The following is a 21,777-nucleotide window of genomic DNA, read 5'->3' as shown; positions in this document are numbered from 1 at the left end:
ACTAACTACTTACTACTAACTACTTAATCACTAATCACTACTTCAATCCGCTCCGCTCCCCCTCCCCAACATCCAATGTGAAGACCGGTGAAAGCAGAACCCCGCTTCACAGCACATACAGGCAGGGTGCAAAAAGGCTGCTTTCACCCGCTTTTGCCCATGTATAAGTAGATTACAGAAAAAGGTGAAGACGGTGAACCCTCAATCTAAACTAAACAGTAGACTCTAAAGAAACCCCTCACACCCAGCGCAACTTTCACAAGCTACCTCTGAGTGTTATGAGGGTGTTTTAAAAACAATATTTGGTATCACTTGTTCGTTTTGCGGTTTCATTAATGGTAATGTGATGTGTGTGTGTGTACAATTAATCTTATGAAAAGAGGTTTTTATATAAAAAAATCCCTTCACTCAGCACTACTTTCACAAGCTGTCTCTGAGTGATATGAGGGATACAAACAAAACAACATCCTTATAACCAATTATTCTTAACTCTTATTTGTTTTCGTTTTAACGGTTCTAAATGTGATGTGATGTGAAACGATAATGTAAAATGATGTAATATATATATGTTGTTTAGATTGTTATTTCAATACTACTATCATTTCAATGCTATGTGAAACGTATAGTTGTTGTTACGGTAGAGGGAATAATTACGGTCGGCTTCGGGTACGGTCGGTGGGTCACAACCTAAATCAACGATATAGGTTTTTTCCCCAAGATTACCATACTCAGCCTTTATTCTCACTTTCGTCCGATTATCCACCGCAGGCGATGCGCTTAAATCCACCACAGGCGATATGTTTTCTCCTATTTGATAGTAGTAGATTAATTCTTCGGTGTTGTTAGTGATCACATTATTTGCTGCAAATGTAAATGATGGCTCTGAAAAGTCTTCAAAGCTCAAATTGGCTGAAGGGTTGGGGTAAAAATAACTTTGGGAAGGGCGATTCAGTATCTCGATTCCGATAACTTTTAAAGAAGGAAGGGTGACAGGAGCCACATCCGGAGCAGTAATCACAAACTTAACAGCCGCCGCCATACGCCCCATCAGGATATGAATATCCGCTTCGTCCGTTACCGGTCCTTCATAATAGCCGAACATATACATGCGTCTATCCGCAATCATGCCATTAGCAGCATTATAATCCAAATCTACATACTTTTCTTTCAATTCAGCCAATCGTACGGGCCACGTCGGATAGCGTCCCTCCATATTGGCTATTAAGCAAATGGTTTCCGCTCTTCCTTGCGGGTCTATTGTCAGTGGGATATCCCATGTATAACTAAGTTCCGGTTGATCAGGATTCCCCCCTTGTCCTCGAAAATTTTCAGTCTGCACTTCAACAAGCTGTCCTTCAAAGTTGTAGTGCAACAGGCAGAGGTCGTACATCGGGTTATCCGTCTGTGGGTCTTGCGGAGTGGTAGAACGGGTATCTACGCTTATTGACGCGCTTTGCAAGTTCAGGCGCACTGTTCCTTTCCGGGGAGTTTCAGGATTTTCACCCGTCCAATCGTTGTCTTGCGTACAAGCCGCTAACAGCAAACTACTCAACAGAAGGAGTATATATGTATCTATTTTCATAACAGTTTGTTTTTATACGTTTGATTCGTTAATCCGGCAACAAGTAATTATCCGGTAACAGTTTATTGTCCACTGGTTATGGTTATGGTTGTGGCGAAACAATTGTCGACCATGAAGTCTCCTGCCAGTTTGCCACGGTAATATGATCTTTCACATTCACAGTCACTATGTAGTCGTACGAGTATCCGGCATAGAGTATTTTATCTACAATGGAGTAAGTGAATTGTGTCGGTACTCCGTTTACCAGTAAGTTGAGGATAATAGTCATGTGATAAGGACGATTGTCAATGGGTAATAAACAGACTTCACCTCTGATGCTTTTGTCTTGCACAATAATGTCTTTTTCCTTGATATAAATGCGTTCATTATTATTCGCTATTATAGCGGCAATCGAATCGAGGCCGGTACTATAGTCTAATTCAACAGTTCCTTCTCTAATCCCGTCTATTTCAATACCATCCTGCATCACTGATAAAGCCGATACGCCGGCTCCCTCTGCTATCGTGAATGTCATGCGTGCGGTGAGTTGCATCATTGGTTTTAACAGGACCACCTGGCTTGCAGTTGCAGCAACATTAATTGAAGTTGGTTCGGTTTGAGTCCATTTACTGTTGTTGGCTACCACCGATTCACCATTACCAATAGTTATTGTGCTGTTCGTCTTATTGAATTTATGCGCCGGAGATACGGCTCTGAACGTATAATCTCCGGAAGTCAGATACAGCGGATCTTTACTTTCGCTATCCGGATCAACTTCACCGGTTGCATCATCTATTGTACAAGGATACAGCGACTGCGAACCTCCACCGGAAGTGCGCACTACGTAATCTTGGATTGTAGGAGATGTCTCACCGTTTTTTTGAGCTATCAGCCTCAAGGTAGCCCCCTCAGGCAGATTGATAATTGTACTCAAATGTTCATGATTAGCGGCACGTGTCTTCGTCCCATTACCCGGAGTAACGACATACATGCCCGCCAGTTGGGGGATGATGGCTACTTTCCCCTCCCTCGATTCCTGCGCTTCGTCTTGCTCACATGCCGTCAGAGATACGGCTGCAAGTATAAAAAGAAATACTACTTTATATATTGATTTCATAACTTTACTTATTATTGTTTTGTTCCCTTAATCAGCTTTCGTGTCACGTACGCAGCGTATCATACATCCGTTAGCACGATTCTCACTGCCAAACATCTTTATTTGCTTATCTTCGTCATTACCGGAGAATTTCATACGAACCGAATGATATCCATCTACTCCGCTCGTACAGGTACTTGTCCAATAAACAGCTTCTGCTCCACTGTAGATAAGAGCAGGACGTTTTGTATTTGAGCCATTTTTTCCTTCATCCCCAGTGTGTATATATCCTGAAAGCGGTAATTTAATCTGCTCTACAGGATGAGCCCATTCGGCAGCATTTCTTACATAGCCTTTAACATCAGCACTTGTTGCATCATTATGCAATGTGCTACTGCTTGTTGCCGGATATCTGGATATTACTAATACATTGCGATAAGGGTCTGCTTTATCATTTGGACTTACAGTGATGTTTTCATTAGGTATCTCACGTCCTCCATTAACTCTCTCTATATGCCATCTTAAGAAGTAGGCATTGTCTGTACCCATTCTCTTAAGGGCATAAATTGAGTTAGTTACACCGACTTCAGTTTCTGCCCAATCAACAACTTCTGCATTTACACCTACATAGACAGAAGTAGAGCCTACTTCTGGGTCGCCCGTTGTTGTTACTATATAAGTTTCTTTTCCTAGACGATCTGCACGTCTAAAAGGTATATCTCCCGCATCTTCTGTTGTAGGAATAACAAGTTGAAACTCCTCTCTCGTTGGTATGCGCCATCCTTTAGGGCAAGGATGGTTTGCATTTGTTAACCAGTTTCTTTTGCTATAATTGAAATAACTGGCTTTAGTATAGAAATTGGTATCTAAGTAAGGATTGAAATCCCAACAGACATTATTACCATTATAGAAAAAGAAATTGAATTGTTTACTTATTTCCGTTGGATATTGAGCTACGTCTGTATTCCCAGTATTTTCGTCCCATCCGGTTTGAACCTTCCATGAGTCATAATTATAAACTAGAAACACAGGTGCTGCTGCAGTAGCACCGTCTTCGAGCTTTTTTCCCGGAATAAAAGGATATGGCATTGATTCAGATAAATGCCAGTCTTCATGAGACGGTGCATATTCTATATTCTTATTGGTAATGGGATCTATATTATTGGGATCTATCTTTCTTGGTATATAGAACGGAATATTCCTCCCAAACTGATAATAATACCCCCGGCTATTTTCCCACGCCTGGTCGCTTGCCATTGGGTCACCGCTGGTAGCCCCCAGATTTCTGTCCATCCACGTAATACCACCAATAGTCATTGAGCTTTTAACTTCATTGTCTGCTAAATCCGTTTCGTCCGGAATCCATTCATAAAGTCTTGGAACAATGGTTACTATCAATGAACCGTTTGTGATGGTGATTACCAAGTCATATTCGTGGTTGCTTTCGAATATAAATGGAAGTACTTTTGTGGTAGTTGCATCGCCTGTTCCTTCGGCTAATGTAGAGGTGATTTCAATATCTTTGTCAATCTCTTGTTCTCCGGGAGTTCCTTCATTTATAATTCCTTTAACTGTGACCCACATAGAATGGTCAATTCTATCAACTTCATCTATATTTTCTTTTCTCGTCGGAAATATCAATGGAGAGATTTGGCTTTCAAGATTAGCCGGATCTAATAATACAGACTTAGCGCTTGTTTCAACTACCTGCACACCTGACGAATACACCGTTACATCTCTGTTCCTTCTATCGCTACTTGCCGACGGATTGTATTTCCCGGTCAGCATATTCAAATCACCCGACGGATAATCTGTTAAGGAGATTTCGTTCAGAACGACTTTATCACCGGCATAGTCACTACTTTTCATCACATACAAGTTCAGTTTAGCCAATGTATGCTTGAACGGTAATTTGATAACGCCGGAGTTTTTATAATCTTGATTCTCTTTCATTGCCCACATCAAATTAGGCAATTTAGGTAATTCAATTAATGGGTTATTAGGATACGCAATACTGCATGTTGGCGGATCGTTAGCCGAATTAACAGCCACCGGAGTAGTGGTACTATCCGTAACAGCATAAAAATTCAGAGTTCTTCCTCCGAACTTGTTGTTTATTGGGCCTTGAGTGTCATCAAGTTCAATGGTTGCATTGTCAGATTCTGTTCCTACCAAGGGGGTTCCTTTTAAGGAAGCATCAGTAATTACCTGATCTCTTAAATAATTCGCACTAAAATCCGTTCCTACTATAGCGTAAATCTGATAAACGGTTTCTTCGCCAAAAGTTCGTTCACCTCCCGTGGCACGTGTAAACACTCCTTTATCAGAGGACAACCGGAATATACCGTCACCTTTGCCGATACCCTGTTCGGACGTTTCATCAGTGCACGAAATAACTACGAGAGCCATTACTGCCGAGGTTATGCTGTATATTAGGTTCTTTTTCATCTTATCTATCTATCAGTTCTTAATGGTTGCTTTGATTGTTTTGATTGTCTTATGAGGTTAAGGGTTTAGGGGTTAACCGGCAAATAAATCAATCCTCCCGGTTCCCAGCTTTGCGCGCGGGCAATGAGGGTGAAAGAGTCTTGCTTGAAATTAAAACTCACTGTGTATGCTTCGCCTGGCAGAGCATCTCCTGTTAGCTGGTCGCCATTTTCATCGTATAATGGTATCGTTATTGTTTCGTTTATCTGTCTGTCAACACCGGTGCTGCTGCTGAGAAGAATATCTGCTGTCACAACTATATCTTCTAACTTTCCTGTATTACCGGTAGGCAGCATCAGATAAACGATTCCTTCTCCTTCTATAAAATCCTCCCTTTTTCCTGTTCCGATTATGATATCCGGATGTGTGAGCGTTAAGTCTGTTGTTGCCGGCTCTGAATAATCTACCTCATAAACCGATCCGTTCCACGTCCACGTTGTCGGCAGGTATTTCCTGGGAATGGTAAGAGTAATTTCTTTCACGTCGCGTATTCCCTCCATAGTCGGGTCGCGTTCAACCGTGAAATGAATCTTGGTCAAGGTATGTTCAAATTCCATCCTGGCAGAGAAAGGAGTGGAACGGCTACCGGTTATGATGCCGGCGGCGGTGCAAACGTCAACAAAACCGGCTCTACCTGCCGGCAAAGTCAGCGTCAGGTTATCGGAAGTACTTATATCCGAAGAAAGAGAAGGAGAAGGAGAGTATCCGGTGGCGTATACTATGGAATTGTTGCTTGGATAATATTCTCCGGTATTGTATTTTGTTGATTCGTAAGCATTCAGATCTGACAATTCCTCCACGAGCCACGGACTTGTCATTGTATATGCACCTGTCCAAAACAGCAAGCGTCCGGAGTAGGTTCCGGCAGCGCGGGTAATTCCCACTTGTATTTGTTCCTGTTCGGTTGGGATGTTATCCGCATCGTCCAATATGGTGTTGCAACTATTGAAGATAGCTGCGCTCAGAAAGAGTATGGCGAATAGGGTATGTTTTAGTTGTTTCATTTTCCTGTCCTCCTTTTTTTAGTTCGTGGTATGGTTACCAATGGTCTCAATATCAATGGTGGTGGTTCCTTTATCTTCCCAGTCGAGTACAACGGTATTCACTTCAATTGTCTTTTCTGTTAACTGGGGAGTAATCTTCGTAATATTAAGGATGTAATAATTGTTGCGGACTACACCTGATGATGCATCAAAAACAGTTGGTGAGTTTACAAAGGTTTCGTAGTACTGCAAGCTACCTAAATGAATAGTGAAGTCGGCAGGAGTAACCGTGAGACCATAGTATGTTGATAAATATTTTATTCCAGCATCTATATTGGGATAACACATATCTTTCGCATTAACATTCATGTACTTACCATCCGGCGCTTTTTTGCAAGTAAAGAAAGTTTCATTAGGCAACAGTGTGCCTTGAGGCCATACAGTTCCATCAGGCATAACAAAATCATGAGACAGCGTAACATTATTCATGTACATGCCAATAGAAACAGACTCAGTAAGGCCTTGGTGATACTGGTCTGGGTTTACACCGTCTCTGTTTCCGAATAAATACTTTGGCGTAAACTTAGCTGCTATCTTTAAATAAGTACCTACCTGTTTCGGTTTATCCGGATTGCTCGAATAATCTTCATCTATATCTATTGTGTTTTCCAGACAATAGATACCATCGGTGTACCGATTGGAGTTATTGAATAACTTGGACTCATCATATTTCACGGCCGCTTTCCCATCTTTTGCATCAATGGTTGCACCGAAGAAATCGCCGGGCAATGTAGTACTCATCAAGAAGTTCGGGTCTACATTAGCATCAGTATTAGTTCCTTTCTCAAAAGGGAAGAACTTTTTATTGGTTGTCTCCAGAATGTAGTGTACATGCTCCAACCGGATATATCCGATAGAAGAAGCCCCATCATTTGGGGCAAAACCGAATAGGTATTCTGTATTATTATATGTCTTTGTAGTACAAGTCAGCAACACCTTCGCCATTACCCTGGTCAGTTTTACCTCAACATTATAATTCGTAGTACTTGCTTCAATTTCAATATCCTCTTCGGTAGTGCCGGCAAGGACTGCTTGTCCTGTCATCAGAAAATCGTTAGGCGAAGCAACATCTACAATATCAGCTATTGTTATTGCCGGATTATGGTCTAAGGCTGCTTTTACAGCGTCAATATAATCGTCGTCCATATTGGCTGCAACAAATACCTTCTTCCCACCTAAAGAAGTTTTTATAGTAAAAGGTATGGTTTGATCATTCACAAATGTTCCTGTCTGTGTAAAATGTTGTATCTTCGCTCCGTTGTTGGTATCTACTATAAACAAGGTGAGTTTATTGCAGGCATTTTCTTCATCTGTCCCCGAATGTAGCGGATCCCCCGGCGCACGCGTCCCCGCCGCCGACGGCATACTGAGCAACAACGTCAGTTGGACATTAACCTCCTGAGACGGCTTCTCTTCCGGAGTTTCGCCAGGCTCATCCTGCACGCATCCCGGCAGACAGACTACCGACATGAGTACAACCAAAAGGCAATATGTTAGTTTAAAGCGTTTCATTATTCAGCTTCTTTAAAAATCAATCGTATTGAGACGGACTATCCATCCGTTTATTTCAATCACAGTGGTAATCATGGAGAGGTTTTCATCAACGAAGAAGTCAACTTCAAATTCATCTTCTCTGTCTAAGTATTCCTGAAAGCTCATCCGGTTACGATAGTGTTCGTTCCACACCTCCCAGATACAGGGAATCAAGTCCAACTGATCCGGAAACTGCTCTTCGCCCGCCGAATTCTTTATGCTTATCCGCGGGGCTTGGGTGGTAAGCAGACGCGCCACGCTCAGATTTGCCGTCACTCCCGGTCTGCCATCCGGATAGGATGTAGTGAGGATATTACCCTCTTGCGGGGGGCTATAAGGCAAATAGGTGAGCAGGTTGTCGTCGAGCAGGGTATTGTCATAATTCATGTGGCCGTTGTCGTCGTAGATGGCATAGCTGAATGTGCTTCCGGTGATGGCTCTGGTTGCTGATGCTGTTCTCTGAACAACGTTTACACGAATCGTATTTGTATTTTTAATGAGTGGAATTGTTATGTATTCGCGCTTGGCGGTGCCGGTGGTGCTCCGGGTTTCAACGATGGGCGTCACTTCTCCGTGCCAAAGGGGCGACAAGACATCTTCCACGATGTACATGTCTTCTTCGCCTTCGGCGCGTGTCACGGTTTTGCGAAAAGCTATTACTTTCAGGTCGTCTATTTTAGATACGCCGGGCGTCAGCTGGGGATACCCGAAAGACTGGTCGTCCAGTCCTGCCCAGGCAATAAAGCGGTATTGCAGGTCGTCCAACTCCACTTTCATGGCATAACTTCCATCCGCCAGCATTTCTCCTTCTTCTGTTTTCTGATATGCCAGGTTTCCATTCGCATCAAACGCATATAATGTTACGGTTTTCACGTCGCGAGCAAAATAGTCTTCCCAGTCCATATTATGATCGTATATGAACTTAACATAATATTCGATGGTACAATCGCCTTCGTCAAAATTGAGGACAGTATCGCATGATGCCATTGTACCACCCAATATGGTGATAAGAAGTATCCGGTTTGCTTGTTTTCGTATATAAGTGAATATTCGTTTCATTCTTTTTGTTGTTAATGCTTCTGAGAAACGTATGTCTTATCTGAAAAAACGTATTGGTTTTGAGACTTCTTATGCGGAAGTCCGTTTCTTATTATTTCAGTGAATGTTTTAAAAAAGAGGGTGCATCAAAAGATGGTATGTACTATCTTTCATCCGCAGATAACACAGATTACGCGGATTTATTTTAAACCTAAATCTGTGTTATCCGCATCATCTGCGGATGAGAAATATCTTTTTGATAGTATGCCTTAGTGTTGACACACTCTCAGAGAGTTGTTGCTATTTAGAATTGAATGTCGTTTACACGTACGGTCCAAGGTAGAATTTCAACTTTTACTTTCATGTAAATGTTTTCATCTTCATCTGGATCTGTTGGAACTGGATATTCTGGATCAGGATCGGGATCTGTTGGATCCGGATTAATTGGATCGTTCGGATGGCCGAACTTGGTAATCTCTGTTACAGAGAGCTTATACACGTTATTACGCACAACGGCAAATTCCATAGCGCCCATTGCATCCGGATTGCCATTGTTGTTATGCTGATTCCAATAGATGTAATAAGCATAATAGTTACCACTAGCATCCGCAGTGTAGCGGGTGAATCCTGCATTTTGAAGAGTAGCAGGAGTATTTTTAGTCTCGTCTGGATCAAGTCCTGCTATTGCATTTTTTACATCTGTATCGGCACTTGCCAGAACAGCTGTCCAATCGCCGACAACTTTGTTATGGAGAATATACACTTTGTCTCCATCATCGGCTGCATTGAAAGCTCCGCCCGTTATCTGAGCCTTGAATACAACACCTGTTGAAAGACCATTGATCTGCTTGGAAGTAGGTGCTGCAATCGTATTTTCCGTACAGTATGTCCAAATTTTGTATCCGCCTTTGTCCAAGCTTGCTTCGCCTCCTTCCCATGTGTTATCTTCGTCACTCAACGACACAAGTTCGGTGTAAGTTGCACCACCGTAGGGTAATGCCCCAGTCATGTAATTCAAGAAATAGGTTCCTGAAGTAGTTTTGGTATCCCAGTTATGATCAATAACATAGTTGGTAGCTGTCTCGGCTCCACCGATTGCCATATTTAGACCGTCCATTCTTCCGTCGTCCGAAACTCGTTTGAAGTAATAGAAAGAGTTGCTGACATTGATCAATGCAACGCTCTTAATGGTAATCGTAGCAGCATCCACATTGTGCGCGTCATCTACTACACCTTGCTTGTAGTCAAAACGTGCAACCGCACGTTCAACCTTAACCAAACCCGCATCGAAAGGATTATCTTTGGTGTATGTTGGCAGTTCTCGATCGACTGTCACAGTTCCAGAACCCACACCAGTCATCATAAATTTATCAGCTTCTGCTATAGAACCAGTACTCTTAAAGTTGATATCCGACACCGTTTTGCCATCATTCACTCCAGTAATTGTCGTACCTTCGTTCACCACCACATAAACTTTGTATGTATCACCTTTTGTTAGGGCTGTAGTGGGAAACGGATTTGTAGTGTAGTACCCGTTTGCTTGCAATCCGGAGGTGCTTGCAGGAATCGGTGATGACATAACATTTGTGGATGTATTAACAAGATACACCGTCAGAGAGCTTACTTTGTTCTCAACATCCTTTCCGATTTCAGTAGTAGATGAAGGACTAGTAGTTCTTGTCTGCCCACTGGACGGTAAACTAACCGCCACTTGCATGTAAACTGTCTCACCTGACGGATCAGGAGACACGAGATCTGCTTCATTATTACATGAAGCCAAACCAATCAGTGCCAATGCGGCACAAAAAATGTTCTTTCTCATTTGTTTTTTAATTAAAAAATTGTTCATAAAATTTAGTATATATAATCACTGAAATATTGTATGTTATCGACGTTGGTATTTATCACTCTGTATAAACGCAGGAGAAGAGATCCTTCGACTGCGATCAGGATGACGAATAGTCTGTGCATCCCTTAAACGACGAATACTGTGTATCCCTTAAACGACGGATAATCTGTACATCCCTTAAACAACGGATAGTCTGCATATCATTCTACTTGTTTAATCCACGGGATATACCCTTTTCTTCTTTAACTCCCTCAGATTCGCATCAGGCTGCGTCGTCAGTCCGGCGGCTTTTGCGGCATTGAAATATCTTTCGGCAGCATCCAGGTCGCCTTCCGTCAGGGCAATGACTCCGAGGTTGTTCAGGGTTTCGCCTGCCTGCGGGTCTGCTTTGGCAAGGTATTCTTTGGCTGTTGACAGGTCGCCTTTCTCTATTTCCATGGCTGCGGCATTGAGGTTGGCAATAGGATCATTGGAGAAAGTATCGACAGCTATCCGGAACACCTCGTTAAACTCTTCGCTTCCCGGTTGGTAGGTTTCGGCTATCCGGTACATTTCCTGCAAACTGAGCAAGTGCGGAGATTTCTTGAGGAGGTCTTTGGATTCTTCTACCGTGAACCCGCGCACCGTATAGTTAATAGTGTAATCGGAGTGACGCAGAGCCGGGTAGCAGTCGTCCAGTATCTTGCGATACACTGCCGGCCCAACCATTTGGGCTATCTGGCGTTCCTTCTTGTCAAGATTCAGACCGGTGTCATCCATCAGTTTCAGGATTGCGTCTTTCTTCTCAAAGGAAGAATCCACGATGTATTTGCGGAAGCCCGCCCAGTCTTCGGGGGTGTGATCGGAAGTTATCAGGCTACGGTCGAATTTATAGTAACTGGTCACATAGTCCACCAACGATTGCGTACGGCCCTTTGCCAAGCGGGTGTTGTTGGCGTAACCGCCTTCGGGCGAGGCGTAACCGTGAATCTTGATACCGGTGATTATGGTCTTGTCATCGTTGCGCACACTGTCGATACTGGCGCGTATCTTGGCCAGTTCGATGGTGTTGTTGCGGTATGTGGGGTAGATGATTATCTTGTTGACCGGGAAATCCAGGAAGGCGTTCCCTTCTATGGCGCGGCGCTTCACGGCTTCCGCCTGCGGCACGATATAAGATACAACGGGGTTGATCTTGACTTGTGCAAAGTCCATCCGGGTGATTTCTTCACCGGTGCTGAGCAGGGCGCCTTCTTCCTTCAGGTCGCAGCAGCCGCATACGTCGATGTTCAGTTTCACTGCGGCATTGCGCATCCATGCCTCGAAGGGGAATTGTTGGCGGTAATTCACCGTCTGCTCTTCGTGGCGCTTGCGGCGCATGACTACGTAGGCGTCTTCGGGAACCATATCGGTATTGTTGCGCTGGTGCACAATCTCGCGCTTGCGTCCGTAAACCACGATGGGGGGCAGTACTTTGGTGCGTCCGTTGGCTTCGAGGAAAGGGATGAGCATAGCAACATGGTTGGATGTCAGGTCGAGGTTTTCCTGCATCACAATGTCCATGTCGATGCTCAATAGGTTGGTATCTTCATTGCGCGTGACAGATTGCTTCTCTATACGTACCTGGTTGTTGTAAAGCGTCTGCGCTTTCGCACCCAGTACAAGCAGCAGGCCGAAGAAGATACATATTATCTTTTTCATATTGTTTTGTTTGCTTTTAAAATACATAGATTAAACTGAGAGCGGCTTTCGTGGGGCCTACGTAGTTTTTATGCCCCTCGCCTACTTTGTCGCCGCAGGTCTTGCACTCGAACTGTTCGTACTTGACACGCGCATAACCGAATCCGATGTTTCCTTCCAGATTCCAGCGCTTGCTCAGAATCCATTGATAACCGTAGGAAACACCCATACCATAGAAGTGACCTTTGAAGCGGTGGTCTTTCAGGTCGGGCCAAATGCCAAAGGGCATATCAATGCCGGCAGCCTGATATACCCCTCCATGAATGTGCGCTCCCACAAAATGACCGTTGAATCTGTCGCAGAACCAATAGCGCAGTTCGGGCTGGAGGGCAAGCATCTTCATCATCTGGAGTTCCTTGTATTCCCATGGATTGTAATTAGCATACAAATCCAAAGTCATTTTCTTGCTTAAACCGATTTCAGCTCCAACATTGATGATTCGTAGCGCATCCATAACGACATTGGTTTTGATGCCCACCATCTGGCTATATAATAAGGTAGAGAAAAACAAACCCATGCATAGGGATAAGATTCTTTTCTTTTTCATTGGTACGACAAATATTGTTTTCGGCTGCAAATGTATATATATAGAGAATATATGCTAAATGGTAAATTCTTCTATTTTTTCCGCTTTTTCAGTGGTATTTAATAAGCCGGAGGCTGTGAATTATTCACCCCGCATGTGTTTTTTAAAACTTGTATAAGTTGGTTTTTCGCTTGTTTAAACCGTGTTTCATTCATTAAATAGTGGTAATTCATTCATTTTTCCCTTAAAATGATCTTTCACGGTGAACAAAACGCCACGTATTTGGTATATATAGAGGAAAAAAGAAGTTATCGCTTCGTAAGCGGCTAAAATAGTTAAAGTAGCTAAAAAACTGATGGTAACTTCCCGAATAAGTCTAAACCTAAACAATAAATGATATAAATGATTGGCATGAAACCTATAAAATTCTTTTTCGCAAGTATATTGGCACTGACTTTTGCCGCATGTTCCAACACGGAAAACGATGATTTTGATAACAATGCTTCCAGTTTTGAATCGATGGTATCTACGTATGGCATTCAAATGGCAACTCCAAGCAAGGATATTAGTGATGTGCCTTCTGTTACCACAGAGGAAATGGGAAGTGTACTGGAAGCGCTTCGCCGGAGCGGGAATACTGCCCGTGAGTGTGAGTTGGAAATCTCCGAAGGGTTTTACAGCAACGGCAGTGACAGGGAAACGGTGAAGATGAACGCCGGATACCGCGCCCAGACGAATAACGGAGCTTTCGTAGGACAATTTGATTTGTCTGTCGCACTGAATTTCAATATCGACAAGGGTAGTGTATATTATGTGGGTACTACGTATTCTTCTTCTACGAGTTTGTTCGGCTGGGAAGGATACGGTGTTTCTCTGTCAACAACCGCCGACGGCGAAAGTGTGTTCAACTCCACTGCTTACCTTTATTTCCGTGTAAGCGACCGGGATAATCAACTGGTGAAGGTGCAGGTGGTTCTTGAAGGGAGCTATAACTTTGAGTCAGGCAAGGGGATGTATCATCTTGGGCTTTCGAGATGAATTTTGAATTATGAATTATGAATGAGCTGCGCACCCACCCTGCATAACCATTCATAATTCATAATTCAATAATATCTACTTGGAAGTTTTTTCTTTTGCCAATTGAACAAAATTGACCGACGGCAATATGATTGGTGGAAAACCAGATTGTAAAGTCAAATTAGAGATAAAAGAACGTAAGTAAGGAAAGGCTATTGCAGGTGCATTTATCTTAATGAAATCAGATTCTTTAAACTCGTCGTCAACTTCTCGATCTAACTTGAATGAGAAGACCATCTCTACAATTAAATCAAATTCGTTGTCGTTAATATTAACGCGAAGGCCAATACCAAATTCTTTAGGTTGATCTTTTGGGAAAAAATGTCCCATAGATAAATCAAAAGAATTCTTCTCTTCCTCATATCCTTCTCCGTTTTCTTTTACTTTAAAAGAAATATCTTTAGCTTTCCACTCTTTTAGTTGCAATTTCATTTTATCTATGCTGCTAGAGGAATTGAAGTATTATCTTCATGTGATTCAAGAGACTCCTTAAGAGAATCTCCAGTGGTCACAATGTCTTGTTTATAGTAATAAGTTGTATAATCCAAATATTCCACATTGTCAATATGTAGATTTTTAAGAAACTTGTAATCAATGCTTTTACAGTTATTATACAGTCCTTCATAGATTACGCCAGTATCATTAAACTCATCAACAGATTCAACGTCCAAGAACCCATATTTCTTAGAAAGCGTATCATATAACTCATCTGCCGATATGTTGGCAAAATAAGAGTCGATTTTCTGTTTCAGTTTATCATTCAATTTCATAATTGTATCCTCCCATGTTCAACTTGTTCCATATTGGTAATATTCTTAGAGGGATCATAAACAGTACAAATTGTACAATTAGGAATTCGTCTTGAAATCTTATAGATTCTTTCCTCTTTTGTCAACTGAATATAACAGTTAGCTTTTACAACTTGCACATCAACTATCTTTTCTCCTCTTGCAAAGTTAATCAAGAAACCATCAACATACCTCAATCTCTGCATATCACGTTTCGCTAATAGTTTTTTTATGCATTGATTTTGAATATATTCCAAAATCTCAACTCCATCAGGGTGTGTCAAATCTAGAAAATTTTCTTCTGACACAACTATTGTACCACATAAAACAGCATAAAACGGATATTTGTTTCGCTTCCGAAGATTGTCCCATGAATTCACAATTGCCCATTGTTTTGCTTGCAATAATGGATTGTTACTAATTCCATCAGCAAAAAAATAGCCTCCATCACCTAACCATTCTTCATCACCTATAGATGGCACTAATCCTTCTTTTAATATACTACCAACAAGAGCCTTATCTGTCCCATGGAAACCTTTCATTGTAATATCCATATTTCACATGCTCATGTTATTCGGTACAAAGATATATATTTCTATCAAATATTTTATTTTTCTGAATTTTATTTTAGTGGCGCAAAAAAATAATATCGCTACGACTGCTTATAATGAAAATGAAAAATAATCAGATTATTCGGTATTTATCCGCTATATTATATTTCAGAGGTACTTTTCTTATCTCCAACTAAAAGGTAAATTATCATCACTGTTATAATCTGTCTATCTCTTCGCAACTAAGCCCTGTGATGTCGGAGATAATGGCAGTATCCAAACCTTTGGCTTTCATTTTAAGGGCATTGGAAAAACGTTCTTTCTCAATTCCTTCTTCAATTCCTTCCGCGCGTCCTTCTGCACGTCCTTTTTCAATCCCTTCTGCATGTCCTTCTGCGCGTCCTTCCGCACGTTCCGTATATATATTGTCACGAAGAATCACAATATTGTCCAGATGGCGGTAATAGGCTTTCAGTTCATCCTGGGTCATACGTGCGATCTTCAAGTGTTCGCGTACCTCATTCATTCCTGGGGCAGTGGCATTGTCCGGAATATCACCCGTGTTCAGGTAATATATCCATTCGTCAAACGGGCTTTTGGCGACATTATTAAAGTCGTTCACTTTGAGAATGTAGTATTCGGGATAGAGTTGGCTTACTGCATCTACTTTGAATGTTTGCCGTTGAAAAGGGGTCAACTCCAGGATGTCGCCGTCGTGTACACCGCGGAATTCAGTTTTACCATGATAGACGGTGTCCTTGCCATGACCTAACGAGAAGTAGAGAATGTTCACACAATATATTTTAGACACCTTTTTATTTTCTCCATCTCGATTGATATAATCGGTTACCAGTTTAGATGTTCCAAACAATATGCGTTCAAAGTAAGCATATTCGTTGTTATTCTGCACTTCAATTAAGATTAACTCTCCTTTGGAATTTTCGGCAAACATATCAACACGATGATACTTATCAAACTTTTCTTCCTATTCGCTTTCTAATAGTTGTAGAATGGTAATAGGTTCCTGTAAAAGGGTAGTGAGAAGGCCTTCGAGTACTGCAAAGTTGGTGGTAGCGCACAACAAGCGTCTCATTGCCCAGTCAAAACGAATATAATTACTTGCCATAGCCTCAACTCCTTCCTTTTGTTTTTTCACTTTCATAGAACAAAGATAAAGTTTCGGAGGGGCACATAGTATTAATAGTTCTTAAATATAGAAAATTAGCTATACCTTTATTGGGGAATTGTAGCATAAACGCTACATTTGTAGAGTCAAACAAATAGTTCTCATACATTATGAAGTACAACAGTTTTTATGCGGAATTAACCGCAGCTGGATGTTACATTCTTAGACATGGTGCTGAACACGATATTTGGTTCAGTCCGATAACGAAAGAAAAATTCTCGTTACCGAGACATGGAAGCAAAGAAGTACCAAAAGGACTGGAACGTAAGGCGAGAAAAGTGTTGGGGGTTTAACCCCTACACTTCTTTTCAATACTGAATAATGAGATTTGTTTGTAGGACAAAACAGGTAGCAGGGATACCCTGCTACCTTTATCCAAGAAAGTGAGGAATATTATGAAACAGAATGTTACTGTGCTTATGGAAAAATCTTCAGATGGATATTTTTCCTGTTTTGTAGAAGATGAATTACCGGGATTTGGTTTGGCTGGTTATGGTGATACGGCTGAACTTGCTAAAAAGGATATGATGCAGGCTTATGCGGATATGAAAGATATATTAGAAGAAGAGGGTAAAGAAATACCGGAACTGGAATTTACCTATAAGTATGATATACAGTCTTTTTTCAACTATTTCTCTTTCTTGAACGTTACTAAGATTGCAGAATTGGCTGGTATAAATCCATCATTGATGCGGCGATATACATCGGGGGTTGCAGTTGCCGGACAAAAACAGTATGATAAGATAAAGGTGGCAGTAGATCGAGTTACCCAAGAAATGGCTGCTGCTACTTTTTAAAGATATGTGCGTCGTGATGACGAACTATTGTTTGACAAAACAATGGGGCTTCCAAGTTATGGAAGCCTTTTTTTGTTTATTTTGGAATTCATAATTATTTCAGCCTATTCATAAGAATGCAGAATTTGGTTAAAGCCAGCCACCAGCTACCAACTACCAACTACCTACTACTAACTACTTACTACTTACTACTTACCACCAACTACCACCAAACACACGCATCCGCCGCATTTGTAACGCTTTAATAGTGAATATTCTCTAAAAAAACAGATAAAAACGTTTTTTAATGCCTCTATTGTATCTTGATGGTGTAAAATATAATACCTTTACGACTGCTATTTGAATTTTGAATGATGAATTTTGAATTTTGAATGGATGCGCAATTGGGCAGTATGGTAATTCAAAACTTATAATTCGAACCTCATAATTCAAAACTCATAATTCAAAATTGAGTCTACTTCAAAAAGTCTTTTATCAGAAAATAACGCCCTACAGAAGCTTCTGAAAGGGGGTAAAAGTGCTAAAACGCACTTTTTGAAGTGGACTCAAAATTTATAATTCAAAATTGCGGAGTTGCGCTTCGCTGTAGTTCAGATATAGTTTTATGAAGAAAATGTTTTTTCTGTTATTGCTGTTATCGTCTTTTTACCCGGTATGTTCCGCACATTCTGCGGATACGCATTGGGAGTTGACCCAGACGGTAATCAAAAACGGACTTTATAATAACACTATATATGACCTTTGTTATGGAAGCGACGATTTCGTTTGGCTTTCCACCGACAAGGGCCTTTCCCGTTATGACGGTTTCAGGTTCCATGACTATCCGCTCATTATGAGCATTGATTCCCTTTCCACTCCCCTGCACCAAGCTGTAAAAACTATCCATGAAACGCCCGACGGCTTATTCTATGCCCTACTTTACCAGGGAGGAATTGCCTGTTTTGATAAAGACGCCGAGAAGTTTCTGCCTGTGTATTTCGACAAATCATTCAATCCGAAAGAGATTCACGACTTGTACTGGAACGAAAGCATCCTTTATCTGGCTACTTCGCAGGGGTTGTTCGAATCGTCCGCTGTACGCAAGACGGAAAACGGGGATGATTATATCCAATGTACATTGAAAGAAACGCCTTTGGTGAAAGGAAGCGTGGATGACATCTGTACGGACGAAGAAACGCACCTGTACTTCTCCGTCGACCGGAAGAAAGTGATGCGCCTCGACCTGATGAACAAAAGAAATTCGGTGATTGGGGAATACAACGTGGTGAACGAGTTGTTCTGGCAACACGGTTATTTGTGGATTTGCGGTTCCGGGAATGATTTTATATGCCATGAATCCGGGACAAACGAAGAACGCATGTTTTCGGCAGAAGGGATGGACAAGGCGGGCTTTTCAAATTCGGACATTACCGACATGGTGTTCAAGGACAAACAAACTTGTTACCTGACAACCCCGAAAGGATTGTTTGAATTGTGCTTTGAGGAAGAGGATTTGAGTAAAAGCCCCTTCACGCTGACGCCGTTGACGCCGAATGAAAAGGCTTTCTATTCGGGTATTGAGAATAACATGACGAGTCTGCTCTGGGACGACGAACAGCGGATTCTCTGGGTAGGTACATTCGGCGGCGGAGTGGTGAAGTTCGATATCAGCGATAGCATGTACAGCCGGGTGTCACAAAATCTTAATGCCGAAGTGACCGGCATTGTCGAAGGTGTGAAAGGATACATTTGGTTAGCCCTGAATGATGGCACTATCATGAAAAGCACCGTCCCGGCAGTCTCCGTGGATACCCGTTTCGAATCGTGGTCGAAAAGAAAGGGTCTCTCAGGATACAACCGGATATATAAAGACAAGAAAGGGAACATCTGGTTCGGAAACATACAGGGTGAGATTGTTTACATTCATTCGCTCACCGAACATCTGGAAACCCTCTATCTGCAAGACGGCAAAGGCGAGAAGATGAACGCGGCTATCCTCTGCTTCTGCCTCGACTCATGGGATCGTTTGTGGGTAGGAACTTCGGACGGGTTAATGTTAGTTGACCCCATAAGCCACGAATGCAGGAAGATTAAAATGCCCGAAGGAATTCAGAAAGTGTTTGCCATTGCCGAAGACAGGGAAGGTAACATCTGGATTGGTTCGGACAAAGGATTGAAAAGACTGGTAACGGACGGTAATGAAATCCGCGTGAAAGGAGACTACGAAAAGGAGAATGGCTTGGAGCAAAACAGCGTACAGACCATTTACGTGAACAACTATAATCAGATTTTCGCCGCTTATCTGAATGTGGTTATCCGGATTGACGGAAGAAAAAAAGATGAAATAGAATCCGTATATACTTTACAGAATGGATTGCCGAACGGACACGTGGCGTGTATGACGGATGATAACATAGGCGGCACCTGGGCGGGAAGCAATGCAAGCGTGATGATAGTCAGAACCGGGCAGGAGGCTTTCTACGATTATTTGTCGACGGGAGACTGTAGCGCCGTATGCCGTCTGACTAACGGACATCTGCTGTGGGCAGATTCCCAGGGATTGTTCTTCTTTAACCCGTTGATAGTCAAAGGAGAAAACGGAAGCAAACAGGTAGTGCTGACAGATGTGATAGCAGACGGGAAATCCATTCCGATAGAAGAAAGACGGGACGGACAGGTGATTCTCGCAAAGAATAATGATATCCACATCCACTTTTCCGACTTTCATTACGGAATGATGCAACGCAAAATCGCCTATCGCCTGCTTCCCGTAGACGAAAATTGGGAAACGGCGACAATTGCGGAAAGTTTGTGGTACAATAAACTGCCTGCCGGGAAATATACTTTGCAGGTGAAACTTGTATTTCCGGATGGGACAGAAGGGGACACTACCCGGCTTGAAATAGTGGTGAAAGACAAGTGGGTTAATTCCGCATGGGTTTATGCGATATATGCCCTGGTAGCAGCGGGATTGATTTATTTCTATTCTTATTTCAGAAAAAAGAACATGAAGGTTATCCGGCGGAAGGCGAATAGAGATGAGATGGCGGAAGGTTACCAGGGAACGATTTTCCTTGAAGTCCCGGAAGAGAAAGGGACGAAAAGTACAACGAGCCTGCTTGCCGGCAACGCTGTCTTTGAGAATAATCCGGACGCCGGGTTCATCGCTTCGGAAAAGCCATCGGTAACAGAGACGGAAACGAAGCCGGAAACGGACGGGCTACCGGGAACGGGCTATGTGCTGGAGGACGAAACCATGCAGGAACTACCGGCTTCCATGGAAGAGTGGATAGTGGAAGAAACGGAACAACAGCCGTCAAGGACGGGTACGAAGAAAACGATTCTGATTGTGGAAGACCATAAGGACATTCGTTTGTACCTGAAAGTAATGTTTGGCAATGATTATAACTTGCTGATGGCGACCAACGGCCAGGAAGGTATTGACTTGGCAATGGCGGAACTGCCCGATTTGATTCTCTGCGACGTGGTGATGCCGGTGAAAGACGGGCTTCAATGTTGCCGCGAAATAAGGGAATATCCGAAGACTTGCGGCATTCCTTTTATTATGCTGACAGCGAAAGTGGAGGACGAAGACATTATTCATGGGCTTGAGCTGGGTGCGGACGATTATATGCTGAAACCTTTTACTCCCAGAATCCTGAAAGCGAAAGTTAATAACCTGATAAACAGTCGCCAGACGTTGAAGCAGACGTATGCCAGGATGTTTATGTTGCCCGGAACGAACGTGGCGGCCACCAGTGGAGCGGAACAACCGGAAGAGGAAGTAAAAATGGAGGATTCGTTCATCTCCTCCGTGATTAAGATTATAGAAGAGAATATCTGCGAAGCCGACTTCAGCGTGAAGAAACTGGCTTCGGAAATGAATATGAGCCAACCTACCTTATACCGGAAGGTAAAACAAAGTACAGACTATACTATCATTGAGCTTATCAGAGGTGTACGGATGCGCCGCGCAGGGGTTTTGTTGAAAACAAAACGGTATGCAGTGCAGGAAGTTGCCGAAATGGTGGGGTACAATGATATTCCAACATTCCGCAAGCATTTCGTGGAGGCGTTCGGAACGACTCCGTCAACGTACGAATAGCGGGAATTCGAATCAGCATCAGGAGATAAATTTTGTTCCACCGTATGATACACTTAGTTTCACCGTATGATACACTTTGTTCCGCCGTATGATACATTTTGTTTCAACACGCCGGAACATTTTGTTTCAATACGCCGGAACATTTTGTTTCAATGCGGCGAAACTCTTTGTTCCTTCATGAAATACATTTTGTTTCAATACGATGAAACTCTTTGTTTCTTTGTGAAATACATTTTGTTTCAATGTGATGAAACTCTTTGTTTCGGCAAGAGAAACACTTTGTTTCAACATGGAATGAAACTCTTCGTCAGCTTATCCGGTGCAGGAAATGTAGCTGTTGCAGATGTGTGGCAGATAAGGTATCTGCCACACATCTGCAACGGGTATCTGCAACGCTCCAATCTGTTCATTATCAGATGGATACGAGCAAAAAGGTGGCAGA

The 21,777-nt window shown here is 42.4% G+C and carries 17 protein-coding genes and 1 pseudogene; 5 read left to right on the top strand and 13 right to left on the bottom strand.

Annotation, left to right across the window (positions count from 1 at the left end; translation table 11 throughout):
• Positions 1-598: 598 nt before the first annotated feature.
• The 9 genes from B2Z67_RS06725 to B2Z67_RS06685 form a co-directional block, all read right to left on the bottom strand.
• Positions 599-1,582, bottom strand: coding sequence for a DUF4906 domain-containing protein (locus tag B2Z67_RS06725; protein WP_291529051.1), 984 nt, complete (start codon positions 1,580-1,582; stop codon positions 599-601).
• An 82-nt stretch (positions 1,583-1,664) separates the two neighbouring features.
• Complete coding sequence (locus B2Z67_RS06720; protein WP_291529050.1) at positions 1,665-2,678, bottom strand: BF2992 family fimbrillin-A clan protein; 1,014 nt, start codon at positions 2,676-2,678, stop codon at positions 1,665-1,667.
• 27 nt (positions 2,679-2,705) lie between these two features.
• Positions 2,706-5,105 carry a fimbrillin family protein gene (locus tag B2Z67_RS06715; RefSeq protein WP_291529049.1) on the bottom strand — a complete coding sequence of 800 codons (2,400 nt, stop codon included), beginning with the start codon at positions 5,103-5,105 and terminating at the stop codon, positions 2,706-2,708.
• 65 nt (positions 5,106-5,170) lie between these two features.
• Complete coding sequence (locus tag B2Z67_RS06710; RefSeq protein WP_291529048.1) at positions 5,171-6,148, bottom strand: fimbrillin family protein; 978 nt, start codon at positions 6,146-6,148, stop codon at positions 5,171-5,173.
• 18 nt (positions 6,149-6,166) lie between these two features.
• Positions 6,167-7,699, bottom strand: a complete 1,533-nt coding sequence (locus B2Z67_RS06705; protein WP_291529047.1) for an Mfa1 family fimbria major subunit — start codon at positions 7,697-7,699, stop codon at positions 6,167-6,169.
• A 12-nt stretch (positions 7,700-7,711) separates the two neighbouring features.
• Positions 7,712-8,779, bottom strand: coding sequence for a FimB/Mfa2 family fimbrial subunit (locus B2Z67_RS06700; RefSeq protein WP_291529046.1), 1,068 nt, complete (start codon positions 8,777-8,779; stop codon positions 7,712-7,714).
• A gap of 283 nt (positions 8,780-9,062) precedes the next feature.
• Complete coding sequence (locus B2Z67_RS06695; RefSeq protein WP_291529045.1) at positions 9,063-10,580, bottom strand: Mfa1 family fimbria major subunit; 1,518 nt, start codon at positions 10,578-10,580, stop codon at positions 9,063-9,065.
• 240 nt (positions 10,581-10,820) lie between these two features.
• Positions 10,821-12,287: a DUF3868 domain-containing protein gene (locus B2Z67_RS06690; protein WP_291529044.1), complete on the bottom strand. Its 1,467-nt coding sequence runs from the start codon at positions 12,285-12,287 to the stop codon at positions 10,821-10,823.
• A 16-nt stretch (positions 12,288-12,303) separates the two neighbouring features.
• A complete protein-coding gene (locus tag B2Z67_RS06685; RefSeq protein WP_291529043.1) occupies positions 12,304-12,873 on the bottom strand; it encodes a DUF3575 domain-containing protein in 570 nt (189 codons plus the stop codon).
• 390 nt (positions 12,874-13,263) lie between these two features.
• On the opposite strand from B2Z67_RS06685, the gene B2Z67_RS06680 reads away from it, so the two are divergent.
• Positions 13,264-13,890 carry a DUF5033 domain-containing protein gene (locus tag B2Z67_RS06680; RefSeq protein ID WP_291529042.1) on the top strand — a complete coding sequence of 209 codons (627 nt, stop codon included), beginning with the start codon at positions 13,264-13,266 and terminating at the stop codon, positions 13,888-13,890.
• A gap of 75 nt (positions 13,891-13,965) precedes the next feature.
• On the opposite strand, the gene B2Z67_RS06675 is transcribed toward B2Z67_RS06680, so the two are convergent.
• From B2Z67_RS06675 to B2Z67_RS06660, 4 genes and pseudogenes are all read right to left on the bottom strand, one after another.
• Positions 13,966-14,361: a protein-export chaperone SecB gene (locus tag B2Z67_RS06675; RefSeq protein WP_291529041.1), complete on the bottom strand. Its 396-nt coding sequence runs from the start codon at positions 14,359-14,361 to the stop codon at positions 13,966-13,968.
• Between the two features lie 5 nt (positions 14,362-14,366).
• On the bottom strand, positions 14,367-14,699 hold the full coding sequence (locus B2Z67_RS06670; protein WP_291529040.1) for a hypothetical protein: 333 nt from the start codon (positions 14,697-14,699) through the stop codon (positions 14,367-14,369).
• On the bottom strand, positions 14,696-15,271 hold the full coding sequence (locus tag B2Z67_RS06665; protein ID WP_291529039.1) for a hypothetical protein: 576 nt from the start codon (positions 15,269-15,271) through the stop codon (positions 14,696-14,698). The genes B2Z67_RS06670 and B2Z67_RS06665 overlap by 4 nt, the downstream gene beginning before the upstream one ends.
• Before the next feature lie 214 nt (positions 15,272-15,485).
• Positions 15,486-16,394: pseudogene (locus tag B2Z67_RS06660) on the bottom strand (PD-(D/E)XK nuclease family transposase).
• Positions 16,395-16,564: 170 nt separating this feature from the next.
• Here B2Z67_RS06660 and B2Z67_RS06655 point away from each other — a divergent pair.
• From B2Z67_RS06655 to B2Z67_RS06640, 4 genes are all read left to right on the top strand, one after another.
• A complete protein-coding gene (locus B2Z67_RS06655) occupies positions 16,565-16,747 on the top strand; it encodes a type II toxin-antitoxin system HicA family toxin (RefSeq protein WP_291529038.1) in 183 nt (60 codons plus the stop codon).
• A 102-nt stretch (positions 16,748-16,849) separates the two neighbouring features.
• Complete coding sequence (locus B2Z67_RS06650; protein ID WP_291529037.1) at positions 16,850-17,251, top strand: type II toxin-antitoxin system HicB family antitoxin; 402 nt, start codon at positions 16,850-16,852, stop codon at positions 17,249-17,251.
• A gap of 604 nt (positions 17,252-17,855) precedes the next feature.
• Positions 17,856-21,335, top strand: coding sequence for a response regulator (locus B2Z67_RS06645; RefSeq protein ID WP_291529036.1), 3,480 nt, complete (start codon positions 17,856-17,858; stop codon positions 21,333-21,335).
• A gap of 177 nt (positions 21,336-21,512) precedes the next feature.
• Positions 21,513-21,777, top strand: a 265-nt coding sequence (locus B2Z67_RS06640) for a hypothetical protein (protein WP_291529035.1), incomplete at its 3' end; no start/stop codon positions are given.

This window comes from Bacteroides sp. UBA939, assembly GCF_002293435.1.
In the GTDB taxonomy this organism is placed as follows: Bacteria; Bacteroidota; Bacteroidia; order Bacteroidales; family Bacteroidaceae; genus Bacteroides.
This window is presented reverse-complemented; position numbering and strand designations above follow the sequence as displayed.